Consider the following 18,933-nt stretch of genomic DNA (forward strand, 5'->3'; position numbering starts at 1 on the left):
TGAAACGATGCTCGGTGGACACGGATGTCCCAATGTGGCTGACCTGGCGAATTCACCGAATTCCCCCACTTCGCTGCCAAGATGCTTGGCATGCATCAGGCATTCCCTTGCCCTGACCGTGGGGAGAGGCTTGCGGAGTGGCGTGTGTGTCATGCTAGCACTGTGGGCACTATCACTTGGTTTGCAAGCTGGGCTCGGATTCCAACTCTTCGGCGCTCTGCTGGCTCAGGACGTGGAAGGTAATACAGCGGTTCAGTGCGATCTGCGGATTGTCTGGGGTGGTGATGTCTCGCGCAGCTATGCGGGATCTGTCGAAGTCGATCGCGGAACGCTGCGGCTAGTACGCAATTTGAGCCTGCAACCCGATTCGATCGCGAAGGTTCGAGAAGCGACGCTCACCAAACTCGAAATATCTCCCTACAGTCCCTCACCGTTCGGCGGAATGGACGTGCGCGTCTCGGGTACGCTGTCGACGCGAATGACCGTAAAGCTGAATGATCCGGTGACCGGAGGAACTGTGGAGCATTCTGCCACGCTTGCTGAACTGTTGAGTGGGAACTGGATACGGTCGCTCGACGATCGTGGAGCACGGCTGGCCGTGGAACGCCAGGCATATGATCGGCTGCGTGTGAACACGGGACGAGAGCAACCGATTTTTGATGCGGGGGAAGCGTGGAAGCCGACGGTTTCGGGTTACCGTACCGGGTTACCTGCGGGCGAGTATCAATTGCGGGCAAGGTTTGTGGATTCGCGTGGACTGGCGTCTGAGGCTTCGCAGACGCGCGTGCAGCTTGATGCCACCGGTAGCTTTCCAGTGGCTACTGAACTCGATCTTCAGATTCCCCAAGTGGCAGGTGGCTACCAGCTCGAATTGACGCTCCATCGCAGTACTTTCGTAAGTGCCTTGGTGAGCACCTCTGCGGAGCTTAATCGCCGCGTTGACCTCGTGGTATTCGATGCGGGTAGTTCGGCGCAGAAGATTGTCGATTGGCAATTGGTCGGGGAGATCGATGCACTTCTTGCTAGTCGCCCTGGAAGCCTGGCTTGGATCATGCCAGCAGACTTGCTGTCCGCTTGGGAGCCTAAGGCACTGTCGGGCATGTCGGCCAAATTGCAGAGCTACAACCCGCTGGCCAGTGTGACCAGCAAACCGTTGAGTCATGGACGATTAGGAAGTCGTCATTGGGCAGCTGAGTCGGTCGCTGGGGAGCAGCCCGGGGAATGTCTCACCATTGCACCGGGAGCTTGGTTGGCGATTCCCCTTGGTAATCTCGAAGAAGGTGTACCGCATCGCTTGCGGGTGCGGGTTCCCACGGACCAACCGATGAAGTTGGCTGTGAGTATGCGGAATCCCAACGCGGCAGGTGAGTATTCATCGCTCAACGAAGATTCAGGGCTGACAATTCACCCGCGGGAAACAAATTCGACTCAAGAGCTAGTTACCCATGACGTAATTTTTTGGCCGGGGACGAGTGAGCAATATGCGCTTCTAGCCAATCCCAGCGAGACGCTGGATGCATCGGTCTGTAGTGTGACCTTAGAGAAGTCGGCTTTGGAGCGAGGTGCCATTCCAGCGACTCCGTTCGCCACTGATGTTCGCAAGGTCGGCGTGTACTTGGATAAACCATTGTTGGCAGATGGCCTCGGAGCGATGAGGCAACGCGACCCGTTAACGGGCCGCGTTTTCGAGAGTTGGGATACTTGGCATTCTGCGGTGGAGCATTTAAGTCAGTACATGACTTGGATGGGCGCGAATACGGTTGTCATCAAGGTCTTTGAGGATGGCGGGGCAATCTACCCAAGTCAAGTTCTGCAGCCGACCGCTCGCTTCGACAACGGAACCTTTTATTCGGACAGTCGCTCGGAGACCATCAAAGATGCCGTCGAACTCTTGCTACGGCATTGTGATCGCGACGGTCGCTACGTAGTACTTGCCTTGAATTTGGACACGGAGTTGCCCGGTTTGAATCGTTGGCTGGATGACCCTCAAGCCATGGAGGAGATGGTTCAGCGTACCTTTGACCGGTCGGAGTATCGAGCCCAGCAGGGTTCCTCGCGGCGAAGCTTGCGGCGCTACAACCCACTCGACTCGAGAGTCCAAGCGGAATTGGTGGCTGTGATCAACGAACTGGCCGAGCGGTATGGTTCACACCCTTCCCTGGCTGGCATCTCCTTGCAGTTGGATCGGAATTCTCAGCTGTTGTTCGCAGGGGATCGGTGGGGATACAACGATCGCAGCTTGGCCGAGTACCAACGGGAAGTCCAGGCAAATTTACCGAAGGTCGAATCGCTCGAAGCGGTTTTCTCCACCGGTGCAATTCGCCAAGGTTACCTCAATTGGCGTGCTCAGGAGCTGACCAATTTCTTCACTAAGCTCAGTGCGCCCCTGGTGCGAGCCAATCCAAAAGCCAAGCTGTATTTGAACGCCAGTCGGCTTTGGGAAGAGTCTCCCGAAGCGTATGAATTTTTCCAACCCGACCAGATACTGCGTCAGCCAGCCGATTTCCTCCTGGCGCAAGGTATCTCGCCGCAGCGCTTGGCCAACCTACCATCGGTGGAGTTGCTGCGTGGTCAGTTGGACCAGCAGGTCGATTCGGTCAATTCTCAGGACTGGATTCGCCAATTGGCAGCAGCCCGGGCATTGCATGGTCTGCCGGAGAGCCAGAGAGCCTCCGTCTTGTTGCACCAATCGACGCACGGGATGCCGCTGAGCAATTCGCCGGAGAGTACCAGTCTAACGCCTCAGGGGCTGGCAGCAGCCTGGGTTTACGCGCAGCCCACACGCCCCGGGGACTTCTCGACCAAAGACATCGTGGGCCAAGTCTTCGAGGCGGACCCCACGCTATTGGTCGTGGGTGGGTGGCTCCCGTTGTTTGGGCAGGAGGAGGCGACCAAGGGAGTTTACCAAGTTCTAACGTCGCTCCCCTCGGTTCCCCTAAAGCCGATGGACTCCCAGGCTCGCGACTCGAATATTCGGGTGCGGTATGGCGAGCAGGCGGGACGCTACTATGTGCAAGTGGTCAATAATGCTCCGTGGTCGGAACGCATTCAGCTGGCGGTGAAGGCGCCCAGCTTTGAGGGGCAGCCACGCGTGCTGCCCGGTTCTCAAGTGCTCTTCGAAGTCGAACAATCTGAGGCGAAATCGCTTTCAGCCAATCAAACTTGGGTCATGGTCATGCCGCCCTACAGCCTAGCTGGCATCGAAGTGCAATCCTCGGAACTCGAATTGCTGGCGGTTCGCAACACGCCCGCCAACGAGGCTATTCGATCTATTGCCAGTCAGCTTGAAACGCTGGAAATGTTGATTACCCAGGCGGCCGACCCAACCCTGCAGAATGTTCTCGCCAATGTGGATGGCGAGTTTGAAACGTGGGGCAATGATGGGCTGCCGCACGGCTGGAACGTGTCCACGCTCCCCCAGGTCGTGATTCAGAGATCTGACGAATTCCCACATGGTGGACGGTCGAGCCTGAGGATCGAGAGTCGAGGTCGGAGCGATGCCTCTGCGTGGATTCAAAGTCGCGGTTTTCAACCTCCTGCGACCGGTCGACTGGCCATCGACGTGTGGTTGCGGACTACCGCGGTGAGCGATCCGCTGCTGGTGCGTGTCAGCGTTTGGGGACGCAAGAGCAATGGCGCCCGTTACGAGCGTTCTCAGCAGTTCGGCGGTTTGAGTGAGAGCCGCAGCAATTTGCCAATCGACTGGGGACGCCGTCCCATGCAGTTGTTCGTGGGCGATGTGCCGGTCGATGAGCTGAACGAGTTGCATTTAGCGGTGGAGTTAATCGGGCCAGGTCAAATATGGGTCGACGATGTCAAGATTTTCGAATCGTGCCTACAGCCCGACGAGCGTATTCACATGCGCGGACAATTGCTCGTCGCCAAGGAACGCTTGGCAGAGGGCAATCCCTACGCGGCTGAGCAATTACTCGACAGCCACTGGGGACGCTATCTCTCTGAGTTCAAGCCGGTGAGTATGGACTCTCTCCAAGCGACTGCCGGGGTCTCGCCGCGATCCGGTGGTACGGCATCTGGAAAACCTGGGCAATGGAACAGCAGTCCGCCAGTGCTTCAGCAGTGGCGCGATGCGCTTCGCAATCGTTGGCGACGGTAAGCCTTCCTAGGATTGGTCCCACGAAATGTCCTGGTTCGTACTGAGCCTACTGTCCGCCTTGTTTCTGGGCTTCTACGACATCGCCAAGAAGGCAGCCGTTCGAGAGAATGCGGTTCCGCCGGTTCTGCTGTGCAACGTGTTGACGGCAGCCCTGCTGTGGGGGCCAATGGCGGCCGGGGCTTGGCTCTTTCCTACAGAAGTGGCCGATTGGCAGCGCGCGTTAGTGGAGCTGGACCTGCAGGGACACCTGCTGCTGGCGGCGAAATCGCTTCTCGTGGGCATGTCGTGGACGCTGGCGTTGTTTGCTATTAAACGACTGCCTATCTCGATAGCAACTCCGATTCGTGCCACTAGTCCGCTATGGACCGTAACGTTTGCGGTGGTGGCCATGCACGAACGCCCCACGGCGAACCAGTGGTGTGGAATGCTGCTGATCTTGATTGCGTTTATTGCATTTTCAAGAGTCGGCAAACGGGAAGGAATTCACTTTCGCAGCGATCGGGGAGTCCTCTTAATGGTGTTGGCCACCTTGCTTGGAGCCGCAAGTGCGCTGTATGACAAGTACTTATTGCAGCAAGTGGGCTTGCCCCCGGCGGTCGTCCAAGCTTGGTTTTCCTTCTACTTGGTCCCGGTCATGCTGCCATTGTCCGTCCATTGGTGGCTCCGCGAGCGGCGCCAGCATCCATTTCAGTGGCGGTGGTCCATTCCGATGATAGCCGTTTTTCTCCTGATCGCTGATTTCAGCTATTTTACTGCCGTGGCCGACACCGAGGCACTGATTTCGGTAATCTCCCCTCTCCGGAGAACCTCCATTCTGGTGCCGTTTCTGTTTGGGATCTTGCACCTTGGAGAGAAGAACTGGAAAGGCAAATTGGCGTGTATCTGTGGCATTTTGCTGGGAGTGGTATGGTTAAGTCAGTAATTACTAGAATTTAACCGTCCTGGAGTTTTTCCCAAAATGCACCGATGTAAACAGTGGATTTGTAGGCTAGAATTCGTAGGTTATTCGGCTCTGCGCGACCTTGATGCGTCGAGTATTAGCGAAAGTGCGCCCTGCAACGGTTAGAGGGCGTAGGCTTTTCATAAAATTATTCTAAATTTGATACTGGATATGGTGATGAAAAACGGGATCTTGATCGGACGCCGTGGTGGCGGTTTTAGTGGGATTATTGGATGGTTTATCCGCATTGTGATCTATGATATCTGCATCACTGGGATCTCTGATATCCTGGGAGTGTCTCGGATGGTAGCCCTCTTTATCTTCCTGGGTATCCTCGCAGTGATTTCCTTTGGTGGTTATATCTTGAAGCAGCGTGTTGCACCTGGGATCGAGGATTAAAGGGCACAGCACACCGGAATGCGAGCGCCGTGAGAGTCGGAATTCAACAGATCACTCCTGTCGAATCGGCTTACCTCCGATTCTGATTGAATGTTCCCTGAGGAACCTTGGATGTTTCCCGCTCGCCTTTCGAATGGATTTTGAGAATGGAATATCGGATTAATCACAACCCGATGTTTTCGATATTGGAGATTGATTTAGACCAAGCCGAAACGGTGGTCGCTCAGCCCGATAGTATGTTGTCGATGACCGGTAGCATTCAGTTGAAGGCAGCCATGGGGCGGCGTGGAGCCGGCAAGCTGAGTGGCTTTAAGAGCATGCTGGGTGGTGAGAATTTTTTTACGGCCGAGTTCTCTGCCAAGAAGCCTGGGCAGACCCTGACACTTGCCCCCGACACCTACGGTGATATTCTGCCCCTGCCGCTCGATCATCAGGAGTCGTTCTATCTAACGCGAGGATCGTATCTGGCCAACATTGGTGAATGCGATCTGCAGATTAAGTATGGCGGCATCAAAGGGGTCATGAGTAAAAAGGGGCTGTTTCTACTGCATGCCTCGGGCACCGGAACCGTCTTCTGCCAAAGCTATGGTGCGCTGATCCAACGCGATTTGGTCGCAGGGGAAAAGTTCTATGTCGACAATCGCTTTGTCGTCGCCTTTACCGATACCATTGAGTATCAATTGGTGAAAGCCACCGATACGCTCAAGGATTCGCTGTTCTCGGGTGAAGGCTTGGTGAATCGCTACACTGGGCCGGGCCGATTGTTCTACCAAACGCGCGCTAAGCCGAGTGGTGGCTGGCTGACTCAACTATTCCAGGCAGCGTTTTAGTCAGCTGCCAGTCGATGGGGCTTTCGTTCGAGGAAGATATGGCAGCAGGTGAATATGTTCCAGGGTTCGCCATTGAGCAGCCCACCCAGGCTCCACGTCGCTCCGATTTGCTTTCCAAGCTGGAGAGTGCCAATCGCTCAGCTTGGCTATGGGTGACCGCCCAGATGGTCGCAGTGGCCGGGGCCGCGTTCTTGATCGACTGGCAGCGAATCATCAATGAGCCGTTGTTGTCGGCCGTGGCTATCGGCTTGATGGTCGGACCGCCGACCATGGAGCTGATGAAGCTCTGGGCACAGAATAAGAAGGAAATCGATGACCTGAAGGAGGACACTCGATTTGGCGAGTTCGACAAGCATCTTTTGCGACGACTCCAACGCGATACGTTGCGACAACTCGGCTTGCCCGATGAACGCGTACCGGTCTATATCACGGCCGATAAATCGCTCAATGCCAGTGCCGTTCGCTTGGGGCTGGGCGCGTTTTTCAAATCGCTCAACGGAATCTATCTCAATCGACAAATTCTGCACCGCCTCGATCCCCAGGAGGTGCAGGATATCATGGGACATGAATTGGGGCACTACTACAAATACTATCTCGTCAACAGTCGCTTCCTAGCACTGACATTTTTGCTGGGCGGTATGGTCGGGTTGATCGTGGCCCAGTGGACGGGTATGTCCAGCTTTTTTAGTGTGATCATCTCTTTCGCTTGTGCATCGGGTTTCTGGAAGATCACCGGCTTGCTATGGTCCAAGCATGGCGAAACGATCGAGTACCTGTGTGACGATCTCGGCGCGCATGTGCATGGAGTGCATGTGTCGATCAACGGTTTGCTGAAGATCGGCATCGATGCCGAGACGCAGATGGAAATTCACCATCAGGCATTGCAGGCGACGCAGCATGGAAGTATGAGTGCCCGGTCAGTGGTGGAAGCCGTTCAAGCCGCGATTCCATACGGAAATCCATCTCGCGAAGAGCTGGAGAAAGCGGTGGAACGCTCGCTGAAACTACACGCTCGCAAGGAGAGTGGAATTTCGCTAGGCGGCTTCTACCGCTACTTGCGAGACAGTGAATCGGAGCAAAATGTCGAAGATCAACTCGCCGAGCAGCGGCAGATGTTTGAAGCTTTGCAGACCTTGCCACGACTCCCCTGGGAATCTCTGCTGCGTGATCCCCAGCAGATTCATTTTTCGGAAAATGAATTGCACCGATTGATTGACTTGCTCGAATCGCGACCAACGGAATTGTTGTTTCGCTTGCCAGAGGAGGCGGCCAGGACCGGTGATGTCCATCCACCCCTACGGAACCGAATCTTGTATCTCTGGTACAATCGTGGTGAGATAGAACAGAGTATACGACGCTCATTAGCCTAGCTTCTGCACTAGGGGCCCGGCTGGGTGTGAGGGGAGACCTTCTCAGCAAGGGGGAGCGATGGGAGAATCTTTTGAGTATCAAATTGGCGCAGGAAAATTTCGAAGCCAGCAGGAGCAGATCCTCGCACATTTGGTTGACAAGCAACTATTTGCGATTAATTCGATTAAGGGACCGTACGACGCCTGCTTGGTCGACTTTGTCCGCCAACTTGTACTAGATCACTTAAAAATTGGCTCGCATCAATGGAGTGACGTATTTCTGCTTGGGACAAAGCCAAGCTTTCCCAGAACGTTGTATACGCAACTTGGTGGTGAACCAATTTCTGGCGGAGGTGCCATTGGACGGAACGGTGAACCCCTGCCTCTTATCGCGCAGTTAGATTTTCGTTTTTCCAGAGATATTTGCAAGTTTGTTGAAACAGATATTCTTCAAGTTTTTGGCGAACCAGAATCGGGTGAAGAGTTAGTTTGTCGGTGGGTAAAACTTGACGAAAAACACCCGGTGAATACCAGTACTGAATTCCACGCAACATCGTTGAAGCCCTGCCTGTACGCATGGTACCGCTGGCGAACGCCAACTTTTCCTTCGTGGTCCGCAAAAGATGGTTCCGAAATAAGTAGCGTTAATCTTCCAAGCGGTAAATTTGTAGTTGACCTGGACTTCTTCTTGCAACCGTTGGCTCTACAAATCGGAATGTTTCCCATAGATCCACCAGGAGGTTTGGGTGAGCTTCTTACGGAAGACGAATGTATTATTGCTACGATCCCAACTATTTACGCCCAGAGTGAGCAAGTTTGGGAATTTGCAGACCAGAGCAGCCCAATTGCAGAAGATGAGGCAGAGCGTTTGTCTTTCGTTTTAGGTGGAAGGGAACTCGGCTACGCACCCTTGGGAGTGATTTATGTCATTGGATCAGAAAGCTGCGGAATTCGCGCGGAGTTTATTGAATTTTAGGTTTTTTGTTGAGTTAGTTGGATAGCCGATCAACCTTAGAAGCGAATCTGCTAGCCAGTGTTTTTTGTCACGGTCACAACATCTTGACAAAGATTTCGCCCCCTCTGCTCCGGTGGAGGATGCTGCTGCGGGGTTTCTTCTCGAATCGCCTTTTACTTGCGGTTTTTCCTAAGCCGGCTAGTCGAGGTGTTGAGACTGCGACTGATGACGAACAGGCCTCTGCATAGCGAGTGGGGCTGGGATGTGCGGTTTGGCACGAGGTAAAACGTGGGGTGGGACAAGCCAGGGATATCGTTTTCTGCTTCAATGCAGTAAGGGCGCTTGCTCCGCCGGGGCAAGCCCGTAACGGAGGCCGGTTGGCCGCGTGTGGGGCGCTCACTGGTAGCCACCAGTTGTGCGCTCCGGTCCGGGGCAAGCCCGGCGGAAGCTGAAGAGGGACGTCGCTACTTGCGTGTGGGCAAGGTTGACTCTATCGCTTCCGTCCGGCTTGCCCGGGCGGGGTAACAACTGGCGGCTACCACTCTCCACGGTCCTTACCATCGGATCTCCGTTTCGGGCTCGTCCCGGCGGAATCAACGACTGTTAACTTTGCTGAAAAACGACCAATGCCATCTTGGGGCAGCGATCCTAGAGGGTTCGATGTATCTGCACCGGTGGAATGTGGTGATGCGGGTTTTCTTCGCTGGTACCTTTTCTTCACTCGCTATTGCAGGATTACAGTACGTGTAGGCTTATGTAAGATAAGCAATTGAAAAAGGTAAAGTGGAAATTGTAAAAGTGAGGGTAAGTTGAAGCGAACTCAACCAATTTTACTTTTCAACTTGCAATTTCACAATCGGCTTTCTCCGTCGGAGTGTGAAGGTGTTTGGCGGGGGATTTCGGTCTTAGAACTCAGCTGGGTGCGTCCTCCGCTGTAGTGCATGGTAACATGGACGAAACCGAAAACGCTTCAGCATCGCAACAATGAGTCCTGGTGCCTTTTCTTCAATGCAGTAAGGACGCTTGCTCCGCCGGGGCGAGCCCGTAACGGAGGCCGGTTGGCCGCGTGTGGGGCGCTCACTGGTAGCCACCAGTTGTGCGCTCCGGTCCGGGGCAAGCCCGGCGGAAGCTGAAGAGGGACGTCGCTACTTGTGTGTGGGCAAGGTTGACTCTATCGCTTCCGTCCGGCTTGTCCGGGCGGGGTAACAACTGACGGCTACCACTCTCCACGGTCCTTACCATCGGCTCTCCGTTTCGAGCTCGTCCTGGCGGAATCAACGACTGTTAACTTTGCTGAAGAACGACCAACGCCATCTTGGGGCAGCGATCCTAGAGAGTTCGATGTATCTGCACCGGTGGAATGTGGTGATGCGGGTTTTCTTCGCTGGTACCTTTTCTTCACTCGCTATTGCAGGATTACAGTACGTGTAGGCTTATGTAAGATAAGCAATTGAAAAAGGTAAAGTGGAAATTGTAAAAGTGAGGGTAAGTTGAAGCGAACTCAACCAATTTTACTTTTCAACTTGCAATTTCACAATCGGCTTTCTCCGTCGGAGTGTGAAGGTGTTTGGCGGGGGATTTCGGTCTTAGAACTCAGCTGGGTGCGTCCTCCGCTGTAGTGCATGGTAACATGGACGAAACCGAAAACGCTTCAGCATCGCAACAATGAGTCCTGGTGCCTTTTCTTCAATGCAGTAAGGACGCTTGCTCCGCCGGGGCGAGCCCGTAACGGAGGCCGGTTGGCCGCGTGTGGGGCGCTCACTGGTAGCCACCAGTTGTGCGCTCCGGTCCGGGGCAAGCCCGGCGGAAGCTGAAGAGGGACGTCGCTACTTGTGTGTGGGCAAGGTTGACTCTATCGCTTCCGTCCGGCTTGTCCGGGCAGGGTAACAACTGACGGCTACCACTCTCCACGGTCCTTACCATCGGCTCTCCGTTTCGGGCTCGTCCTGGCGGAATCAACGACTGTTAACTTTGCTGAAGAACGACCAACGCCATCTTGGGGCAGCGATCCTAGAGAGTTCGATGTATCTCCACCGGTGGAATGTGGTGATTCGTTTTCTCCGAGGGAGGGAAGTTGTCACGATTCTGTACGGGTGATTTCGGTGTTGGTACGTGTGCTGGACACATGCACCGCTGTCGTGCATGTTGACATGGCCGCCAGCAAAACCGCCTCAGCATCGCAACAATGAGTCCTGACAGCTTTCTCCAAAGGGGGCTGTCGCTGCGGTTTACTGCGAGCCGTCCATGAGCTTTCTAAGCTGCGCGCGGACCGTCTTGAAACGCTCGACTCCGATCGCTCCTAGAGCCACTCCGACCACCAACAGGCACACGCTTAGAATCTGCATGTGGAGCTGATTTGGGAAGAGTTGGAGGAGCGTGCAGCCACCTGCGATGAGCCCGAGGGCGGTGCGTAGGTAGGCCAGCATAGTTCTCTCTCCTGCCAATCGCGTTCGTTCGCAGGCGAGGTGATCGCTGAGGCTTAGTTCGCTTGTTTGGCGTTGTTCGTTGGCAGGCATGAGGGGCTTCGTAGGGCTGATAGTAATTGCCTTGGGAATTGGGACATCCGCCGAAATGTGCGAGTGTTCTTATAGAGCAGGCCCTGCCAGTAGATAGGGTTTCTCCACCGATAGACGAGTTTTGCTGGAGGCGTTTCCCAGTTCTTGTTCGCGATTCGCTGGTTCATCACTTGCGGATGTGTTCCCTGAAACGCTTCGCAGGTTCGCAGATTCCAAGCATACTCCCGCGCTTCGCTGGCTTCGCCGGGAGTCACCATGCGACCATCGTATAGGCTTTGGAAATAGTTGTTCTTCGCAGCCATGTTTTGTGGCGGTTTGACGTAGCCATAGTGATAGATCCAGGCTCCGCAGGATACGGATTTCAGCTTGTGGTCGCCGCGCCCGAACCCGCAAGCGTCGCCGACCGATTGGATTCCACGTTGGGGGCGAACGATGCGAACTTGACGGCGGTACGGGAGTGGGTCGCGAATTCCATAATCTGCCCGGAAATGGTGGTAGCGAAAGCTGATCGCGTCCACCGATGGGCTATGTTCGTACCTGCGCATGGTGGCCTGGATTCGAGCTAAGTCCTGTTCATGCACGACTTCATCGGCCTGGATGTAAAAGCACCAATCGCCAGTGCACTCGGCCAAAGCTAGATTCGTTTGCTGCGCCAGCACGGTACCACCGCGCCGCTGAGCATCGTCCCACACCGTGTCGATGATGCGTATCTTGGGGCTTCCGATTGACTCGATCAATTCCCGCGTTGCGTCGCAGCTATTGCCTACCGCAACGATCATTTCGTCGACCGCTGGCAATATCGAGCGAATGCTTTCGACGACCGGATAGTCGTACTGCACAGCATTGCGCACAATCGTGAATCCAGATACAAACATCTTCGTCGCCTGTGGGGTGAATGGAGATCGTGGCCGCGCACGCGAAGCTAGTGCATTGTCAAATGCTTAATTTACGGGTTGCCCGGAAAAAGGTGTCCGACACCAAAAGTGCAAAGCACCCAAAGGGCCGCTCCGGCTTTTGGTGTCGGACACCTTTTTTCGAACGCTCGCTAAACCCTAATTCTTAGTGTTGACGATGCACTAGGCTGCGGTTTTCAGTCGTTGTGAGGTGCGTTGAATTTCCCCAAAAACACGTGCGACACCCAGGTGATGGATCCGAGGGGTGAGCGTGTCCGAGGAGGGAACGTCGGGTGCCACAATTTCAATTTCGGGCACATTGTAAGTTCGTGTCCAATCGGGAGTGGTGGTCCCATAGAGTGTGAGCACGGTGCGTCCCATCGCGGTAGCGATATGGCGTGGCCCGCTGTCGGTGGTGACGACCATGTGTGCTCTACGCATCACTGCTTTGGTGAGTCCGAGGGGAAGGTCGTCGACGGCCCCCATGCTGCCAATCCGCGGGTGGTTGGCTCGCATGGCAATGTCATTGGCTACCTGCCGTTCACCGCGCCCGCAATGCAGGAGGACTTGCCAGCCCAGTTGTTCGGCCACGGTTTGAGAGAGTTCCAGAACTCGAGATGCTGGCCACACGCGCCCGTCGTCGGTGGCGGCATTGCTGTTGATGACGAGGGTCGGATGGCCAATGTCGAAGTCGAGCAAGTGCCATAGCGAGTCGGCCGAGCGCTCGTCTGCGGGCGAGATGCCGAGGCGCATCTGCCGATCGCTCCCTTCACAGCCCAGTCTCTGGACGAGTTCGAGGTAGCAGTCTACCGGAGAGGAGCGGACGTAGCCGTGGGTATCCCGGGCTGCCGGGACTGGCTCGCTGAGCAGCCAGCCTCGACCGTCGCGTGCGTAGCCCACCGTACGACGGGCGCCGGATAGTTTAGCTAGCATTGCGGACCAGAAGGAATTGGTGAGCAGTACGAAGGTATCGAGTCGCGCCTGGCGGACCAGCGGCACGAGGCCCCAGCGGGTAGCCAGTCCCGGACGGCTTTTCTTTTCGAACAGAATCTGTTGATCGAAGGGAGTGGGGCCGTCGGCCAGCATTTCAGCGATGACGGGACGCATCAAACCGACCAATTCCGCATCTGGAAAGGTTTGCCGGAGTGCATGCAGAGCGGGCGTTGCCATGCATGCGTCGCCAATCCAGGAGGGCATGAGCACGCCGATCTTGGATTGAGGCGAAGTGCTCTTGGCGGTTGCTTGCTCCTTGGCCGAGTTGCTCGGCAGTCCAGTTGGGGTGGTCACGCAGTGTCTCCATGCGTCGAGGCCGCGTGGTGCGGGCCTGGAACTCCATATTCAGTTGCTTGAAAAGCGCACCTTGTCAGCAAATCCTCAGAGGAATGCGGTATTGGCGCGCTGTGGAGACTATAGACATTCTTCCAGAGCGGTCGCAAGACTGTTTCTGTCGTTCGAAGCGGTCGCTGCCCGTTGGGGATCGAGGGCCGTCATGCAGCGGACCGGTTCGCCTAAGGGTGGAGAATTTGTCATGAAACTAACGATTTTCTGCGACATCGTCTGAACCGCCTGCCGACAATAAACGTCTCAGCGGTTATAAACTCAGGCAGTCAATCGGTCTGCCTCGATCGAGCGTGAGGCAGGATGGGGCCGGATTGGGAACAGCCCGGCCGGTGGCCGATGCCGTCTGTTTTCCTCAAGCGACAAGCTCGCGAACGTGAAAATCGCTCACGGGGGGATTGGCTGCTACCGCTAGACACGACGCCAATCCGCTCACTTGTGGCTGGGGATTTGCCGATTTGCCGATTCGGTGGGGCGGACTGATGAATATGGCTACCTTTTGTTGGGGTAGCGCGGTTCCGTACTGGGAGCCGTTAAATCTTAAACACTTGCGAGATCTTTTGTACGGATCTCCCCTTCCTTTGCAGGAGATGCTACCTGTGCTTCAAGTTCAATTGCCTGATGGTTCGATCGTCGAGCACCCCGAGACTGCGACCGCGCTGGATGTGGCCGAGAAGATTGGTTCGCGTTTGGCGAAAGCAGTCGTGGCGGCCAAGATCGGTGACCGTGTCGTGGACGCCATGCGACCGCTCAAGGACATTACCGACGAATCTCCCGTTCCACTCAAACTGCTGACCGAGCGGGATCCTGAGGCGCTCGATGTGCTGCGGCATTCCTCGGCGCACATTATGGCCCGAGCGGTAATGCGACTCTATGATGGCGTTTCGCTCGCCTTCGGCCCTACCATCAACAATGGCTTCTATTATGATTTCGAGCTGAAGCAGAAGATCAGCGAAGATGACTTCGAGGCCATCGAGCAAGAGATGGCAAAGATCATTGCAGAGGCTGAGCCGTTTGAGCAGTTTTTGCTCAATCGCGAAGAGGCGGTGAAACTCTGCGCCGACTTGAAACAGTCGCTCAAAGTCGAGCATATTGAGACCGGACTTGCGGATCACGAGGAACTCGGATTCTACCGCCAGGGTGAGTTCGTCGACCTGTGCCGTGGCCCGCACATTCCCAATGCGAGCAAGGTCAAAGCGTTCAAGCTGTTGTCGGTCGCCGGCGCGTATTGGAAGGGCGATGCCAAGGGGAAGCAACTGCAGCGGTTGTATGGCACGAGCTGGTTCAACCCCAAGGATCAACAGAAGTATCTCGATCAATTGACCGAAGCGCGTCGACGTGATCACCGTGTACTCGGCAAAAAACTAGGATTGTTTCAAATCAATCCAGAGGTCGGGCAAGGCCTCTGCTTGTGGCTTCCCAAGGGGGCTCGCGTTCGTGTTCTGCTCGAAGATTTTCTTCGTAACGAATTGCTGCAGCGTGGTTACGATCCCGTGTTCAGTCCCCATATCGGACGCGTCGAACTCTACGAAACCAGCGGACACTTTCCCTACTACCGTGACAGCCAGTTTCCTCCGTTGTTCGTCGAGCAAGCAGGCTCGCTGATCGACGCTTGGATCGACCGCCTGCAATCCCCCGAAGGTCTGACGATCGAGGCGGAACGACAACTCAGCGAGGCGGCTGAAGTGCTGGGGGCTGAACTCCCGAACTACAAGCCCGAATCGGAGGTGGCGGATCGAGTCGCCGTCTTGCAGACTTGGCAGCGCGCTCACGAACGCTACCTGATCAAGCCGATGAACTGTCCCCACCATGCTCAGATCTTCAAGGCGCAGCCGCGGTCGTACAAGCAACTACCGCTGAGGTTCATGGAATTTGGTTCCGTTTATCGCTACGAGCAAACGGGAGAGCTGAATGGCATGCTCCGAGTGCGGGGACTGACGCAAGACGATGCGCACATCTTCTGCACTCAAGATCAGGTGGAAGAAGAGTTCCGGAGGACTATTGAGCTGACTCGCTTTGTCCTCGAAAGCGTGGGACTGTCCGACTATCGCGTCCAGCTGTCGTTGCGCGACCCCAAGAGTGACAAGTATGTGGGGAGTGACGAGAATTGGAACAAGGCCGAGGCGGCGCTCCGCCGGGTGCTGGAAGAGAGTGGGCTGGAATTCAGCGCCGCCGAAGGGGAAGCTGCGTTTTACGGTCCCAAAGCGGACTTTATGGTTCGGGACTGCATCGGTCGCCAATGGCAGCTCGGTACCGTACAGCTTGACTATAATCTGCCGGAGCGGTTTAAGCTGGAGTATGTGGGATCGGACAACGGCGTGCATCGACCGGTCATGATCCACCGTGCACCGTTTGGCTCGTTGGAGCGTTTTGTGGGGATGCTGATCGAGCATTTCGCAGGAGCCTTTCCCATGTGGCTGGCGCCGGAGCAAGTCCGCCTGTGTCCATTGAGCGAGAAGACCAATGACTACGCACTCGAGTTGGAACGCAAGATGACCGCTGCCGGATTGCGCGTAACTACCGATGTTCGCGGGGCGAAGGTTCAGGCCAAGATTCGCGACGCGCAGCTTGAATTGATCCCTTACATGGCCGTGGTCGGCCCCAAGGAAGCCGAGGCGGGGGCCATTGCCTTGCGCGATCGCATCGATGGCGATTTGGGGGCCATGCCGTTCGATGCCGCCTTGGAAAAGTTGCTCGAAGAGGTGCGAAACCGTACGATTCGGCAAGTTGCCAAGCAGGAAGAGCAAACCGAACTGCCTGAAACTGCCGAAACCGGCGGCCACGAGTATTGAAGCTATGGTGAATCGATCCACTTTGAACATCTCCAGGGAATCCTCCCCAGTGCGCTCCGACCTGGAGCGCGCTGCTGCCGAGGCAGAGTCAGTGACCCAGCCGTTGGTCGTTCCGCCGCTGCGCATTGGGCCGTTGGTGATTGATCCACCCATCCTCCAAGCACCCATGGCTGGGTTTACCAATTATGCGTACCGCCAAGTGGTCCGCGAATACGGCGGAGTGGGTTTACAGGCCACGGAAATGGTCAACGCGCGCGGTTTCGTGTGGCTCGATGAACACGAGGCAGAGCATCCAGATCGTCTATGGGGAGTGCGCGAGGAAGCGCGCCCCCTAGCGGTGCAAATCTGGGACAACGATCCTGAGACGATGGCCAAGGTGGGGCGGCGTTTGGCGGAAGAGTATCAAGTCAGCGTGGTGGACATCAATTTTGGCTGTCCGGTCAAACAGGTGACCCAGCGGGCGCATAGCGGATCGTATCTATTGCGCGATCCGCAGCGGATGCACGAGATCATCAGCCAGTTGGTGCGCGCCTGTGCACCCACACCGGTCACTGCCAAGATTCGCTTGGGCTGCACCCGCAAATCGGCCAATGCGAAGGAGATCGCCAAGGTTGTGGAGGAGGCAGGTGCGTCCGCCCTAACCGTTCATGGACGTACTGCCGAGGACTATTTCAAGGGGAGTGCGGATTGGGAGCAGATTGCTGAAATCAAACAGCATTTGGTCCACATACCACTGATCGGGAACGGGGACTTGGATAGTGCCGAGAAAGTGGTCTTCGCCTTTCGCAATTACCAAGTGGATGGGGTGATGATTGCCCGTGCGGCACTGGGCCGCCCGTGGTTGTTCGCGCAATCCGCCGCAGCCCTGCGAGGTGAGCCCATTCCGCCGGAACCGACGTTGGCCGAACAGAAGGAATGCATGTTGCGGCACTTCAAATTGGTAGTCGAGCGGTTCGGAGTGCAGCAGGGGACGCATCTCATGCGCAAGTTCGCTTGCTGTTATGCTCAGGGACGCAGGGGCGCGCGTATGTTCCGCACCAAAGTTGCCCATGTTGAGTCGCCCGAAGCCTTCTACGAAGCTGTCGAAACGGCGTTTCCGACCGACGATGAGCCGCCCAAGCAAGAGTCAAATGCAGTTGAACCAGGCGCGTCTTCCTAGCGCTGTTCAATCCTTAGCTGCGACGCGTCTAGGGCGCAAAGGGAGGCAAGTCAAAAGTGCTTCCATCCCAGAGGACTCGTGGGTCCCCCGTCTCTGCGAGCGTTGTCAGTAGCCGCTCTGAAAGCTGTTGCTTGACTTCCTGGAATTCAGGCTCGCTGGCAAGATTGTGGAGGTGATCGGGATCGCGGCGGATGTCGAACAACTCTTCGCGGGGCCGGAGCCCCAGGGTGAGGTCTACTTGAGCGGCAATGGCGGGGGTAGCGAGATGCGTGAGCATCCAGGCCTTGGTAGGGCTGGCGTCCAGGTCTGCAAATGCATCAAAGGTTTTTTCGCGCATCGATACGTAGGAGGGGAAGTCGCCAGCCGGAAGCCCAAAGCCTGGGGCGGTACCCATCGGAAAACGATCGGGTTTGAAATTCAGGATATAAAGGTACTGGTCGGTACGGATAGCGCGCTGTGGGTAGGGCAAATTACCAGGGCGAGCCTTGGCCACGTGACGCTCACGTCCCACAATGACATGGTCGCGAGTTGGGTCGACTTGGCCTGATTTCTCGGACGCCAGGATCGGTAGGAGACTGCGGCCGGTCATGACGCCGGGGATGGTGACGCCGGCGGATTCCAGAAAGGTGGGAGCCAGATCGGGAAGGCAAACAAAGTCATCGACGACTCTGCCCGCTTTCCCGCCGAAAGTGGCCGGCATTCGAATAGCCAGCGGGACTCGCGTTCCCAGGTCGTAGAGATTGCATTTGCCGCGGGGAATGCCGGGAATACCGTGATCCCCACTAACCACGACGATTGTGTTGTCGTCGAGCCCCTGTTGCTGGAGTTCGTCGAGCAGCACACCGAGGCCGGCATCAAAGGCCTGGACTTCCCCCAAGTAGTCGCAGAAATCTTCACGGACTTCGGCAACATCGGGCAGATAGCTCGGTAGTTTGCCTTTCAGGGATTCTGGGGCGAGCCCCCAATGCTTTTCACCGGATCCCTGGATCCACTTGCGGTGGCAGTTGGTCGGGCCGAACCAGTAGCAGAAGGGCCGTTCTTCGGGGCGCGCGTCGAGGAAGGATTGGAAGTTTTTCCGGACCTCATCGAGCAATGCCGACTTGGCAGCCGTTGCATCGGTTTGTTTGGCGACAAATTGAGAAAATTGGTTGAACTTGCGACCAGCCGAGTGAAAGCCGGTTCTCTTGCCACCGTAGGGTTGGTTGGCTGGAGAGCCGGGGGACCAGACCTTGTGGGTGTAGCCGATCGAGTAGCCTGAGGACTCGAGCAGGAGTGGATAGGTTGGGGTGTTGTCGTCCCAGATGGCGCCTTGCAGGATCGCCCCCAGGCCGGTCCGCCAAAAGTACTGGCCACTTAACAGGGAGCTGCGGCAAGGGGTGCATGACGGAGCGTTTACGTACGCCTGTGTGAAGAGTACGCCGTCGCGGGCAACGGCGTCAAAATTGGGCGTGCTGACGATATCGCCAGGGCCTCCCGGTTCGAGTTCTGCATAGGCACTCGCGTAGCGTCCCCAATCATCGGCAAAGGCAAAGACGATGTTGGGACGCTCCGCCGCGCGACTTGCCGGCGACAGTGGGCTGGCGAGCAGCATGCACAGCGTGACTAGAGGGCGTAGTAGACAGCGCATTGAGTCGCCTCATTTCGTTGA

Annotated in this window: 12 protein-coding genes; 8 read left to right on the forward strand and 4 right to left on the reverse strand. The window is 56.2% G+C overall.

Annotation, left to right across the window (positions count from 1 at the left end; genetic code table 11):
• The first annotated feature begins 7 nt into the window (after positions 1 to 7).
• The 6 genes from Q31a_RS01780 to Q31a_RS01805 all read left to right on the forward strand — a co-directional run bounded on the left by Q31a_RS01780 (position 8) and on the right by Q31a_RS01805 (position 8,608).
• The gene (locus Q31a_RS01780; protein ID WP_145073101.1) at positions 8 to 4,114 is read left to right on the forward strand and encodes a glycoside hydrolase family 10 protein; all 4,107 of its coding nucleotides are present in this window, start codon (positions 8 to 10) and stop codon (positions 4,112 to 4,114) included.
• 25 nt (positions 4,115 to 4,139) lie between these two features.
• The gene (locus tag Q31a_RS01785) at positions 4,140 to 5,036 is read left to right on the forward strand and encodes an EamA family transporter (protein ID WP_145073106.1); all 897 of its coding nucleotides are present in this window, start codon (positions 4,140 to 4,142) and stop codon (positions 5,034 to 5,036) included.
• Positions 5,037 to 5,231: 195 nt separating this feature from the next.
• Positions 5,232 to 5,453 (forward strand): hypothetical protein, encoded by a 222-nt coding sequence (locus tag Q31a_RS01790; RefSeq protein ID WP_231691026.1) that lies wholly within the window; start codon positions 5,232 to 5,234, stop codon positions 5,451 to 5,453.
• A 146-nt stretch (positions 5,454 to 5,599) separates the two neighbouring features.
• Entirely contained in the window at positions 5,600 to 6,283 is a 684-nt protein-coding gene (locus Q31a_RS01795) for a TIGR00266 family protein (protein WP_145073112.1), read from the forward strand.
• Positions 6,284 to 6,321: 38 nt separating this feature from the next.
• Positions 6,322 to 7,653 carry a M48 family metalloprotease gene (locus Q31a_RS01800; protein ID WP_197356028.1) on the forward strand — a complete coding sequence of 444 codons (1,332 nt, stop codon included), beginning with the start codon at positions 6,322 to 6,324 and terminating at the stop codon, positions 7,651 to 7,653.
• Between the two features lie 58 nt (positions 7,654 to 7,711).
• Positions 7,712 to 8,608 (forward strand): hypothetical protein, encoded by an 897-nt coding sequence (locus Q31a_RS01805; RefSeq protein WP_145073119.1) that lies wholly within the window; start codon positions 7,712 to 7,714, stop codon positions 8,606 to 8,608.
• A 2,207-nt stretch (positions 8,609 to 10,815) separates the two neighbouring features.
• On the opposite strand, the gene Q31a_RS01810 is transcribed toward Q31a_RS01805, so the two are convergent.
• The 3 genes from Q31a_RS01810 to Q31a_RS01820 all read right to left on the reverse strand — a co-directional run bounded on the left by Q31a_RS01810 (position 10,816) and on the right by Q31a_RS01820 (position 13,283).
• On the reverse strand, positions 10,816 to 11,103 hold the full coding sequence (locus Q31a_RS01810; RefSeq protein WP_145073122.1) for a YidH family protein: 288 nt from the start codon (positions 11,101 to 11,103) through the stop codon (positions 10,816 to 10,818).
• Entirely contained in the window at positions 11,067 to 11,978 is a 912-nt protein-coding gene (locus Q31a_RS01815; protein ID WP_145073125.1) for a glycosyltransferase, read from the reverse strand. The genes Q31a_RS01810 and Q31a_RS01815 overlap by 37 nt, the downstream gene beginning before the upstream one ends.
• A gap of 201 nt (positions 11,979 to 12,179) precedes the next feature.
• Positions 12,180 to 13,283 (reverse strand): glycosyltransferase family 9 protein, encoded by a 1,104-nt coding sequence (locus tag Q31a_RS01820; RefSeq protein WP_145073128.1) that lies wholly within the window; start codon positions 13,281 to 13,283, stop codon positions 12,180 to 12,182.
• Between the two features lie 641 nt (positions 13,284 to 13,924).
• On the opposite strand from Q31a_RS01820, the gene thrS reads away from it, so the two are divergent.
• Both thrS and dusB read left to right on the forward strand, forming a co-directional pair.
• Positions 13,925 to 16,126 carry a threonine--tRNA ligase gene (gene thrS, locus Q31a_RS01825; RefSeq protein WP_145086719.1) on the forward strand — a complete coding sequence of 734 codons (2,202 nt, stop codon included), beginning with the start codon at positions 13,925 to 13,927 and terminating at the stop codon, positions 16,124 to 16,126.
• A 4-nt stretch (positions 16,127 to 16,130) separates the two neighbouring features.
• Positions 16,131 to 17,285 (forward strand): tRNA dihydrouridine synthase DusB, encoded by a 1,155-nt coding sequence (dusB, locus tag Q31a_RS01830; protein ID WP_145073131.1) that lies wholly within the window; start codon positions 16,131 to 16,133, stop codon positions 17,283 to 17,285.
• A 28-nt stretch (positions 17,286 to 17,313) separates the two neighbouring features.
• Here dusB and Q31a_RS01835 read toward each other — a convergent pair whose 3' ends face one another.
• Positions 17,314 to 18,912 (reverse strand): sulfatase family protein, encoded by a 1,599-nt coding sequence (locus tag Q31a_RS01835; protein ID WP_231691028.1) that lies wholly within the window; start codon positions 18,910 to 18,912, stop codon positions 17,314 to 17,316.
• Between the last annotated feature and the right edge of the window lie 21 nt (positions 18,913 to 18,933).

Origin of the sequence: Aureliella helgolandensis (genome assembly GCF_007752135.1) — a bacterium.
Lineage (GTDB): Bacteria > Planctomycetota > Planctomycetia > Pirellulales > Pirellulaceae > Aureliella > Aureliella helgolandensis.

Coding starts and splice junctions, on each gene's coding strand:
- Q31a_RS01780 (WP_145073101.1), top strand. CDS start 8: ATGCTCGGTGGACACGGATGTCCCAATGTGGCTGACCTGGCGAATTCA.
- Q31a_RS01785 (WP_145073106.1), top strand. CDS start 4,140: ATGTCCTGGTTCGTACTGAGCCTACTGTCCGCCTTGTTTCTGGGCTTC.
- Q31a_RS01790 (WP_231691026.1), top strand. CDS start 5,232: ATGAAAAACGGGATCTTGATCGGACGCCGTGGTGGCGGTTTTAGTGGG.
- Q31a_RS01795 (WP_145073112.1), top strand. CDS start 5,600: ATGGAATATCGGATTAATCACAACCCGATGTTTTCGATATTGGAGATT.
- Q31a_RS01800 (WP_197356028.1), top strand. CDS start 6,322: ATGGCAGCAGGTGAATATGTTCCAGGGTTCGCCATTGAGCAGCCCACC.
- Q31a_RS01805 (WP_145073119.1), top strand. CDS start 7,712: ATGGGAGAATCTTTTGAGTATCAAATTGGCGCAGGAAAATTTCGAAGC.
- Q31a_RS01810 (WP_145073122.1), bottom strand. CDS start 11,103: ATGCCTGCCAACGAACAACGCCAAACAAGCGAACTAAGCCTCAGCGAT.
- Q31a_RS01815 (WP_145073125.1), bottom strand. CDS start 11,978: ATGTTTGTATCTGGATTCACGATTGTGCGCAATGCTGTGCAGTACGAC.
- thrS (WP_145086719.1), top strand. CDS start 13,925: ATGCTACCTGTGCTTCAAGTTCAATTGCCTGATGGTTCGATCGTCGAG.
- dusB (WP_145073131.1), top strand. CDS start 16,131: ATGGTGAATCGATCCACTTTGAACATCTCCAGGGAATCCTCCCCAGTG.
- Q31a_RS01835 (WP_231691028.1), bottom strand. CDS start 18,912: ATGCGCTGTCTACTACGCCCTCTAGTCACGCTGTGCATGCTGCTCGCC.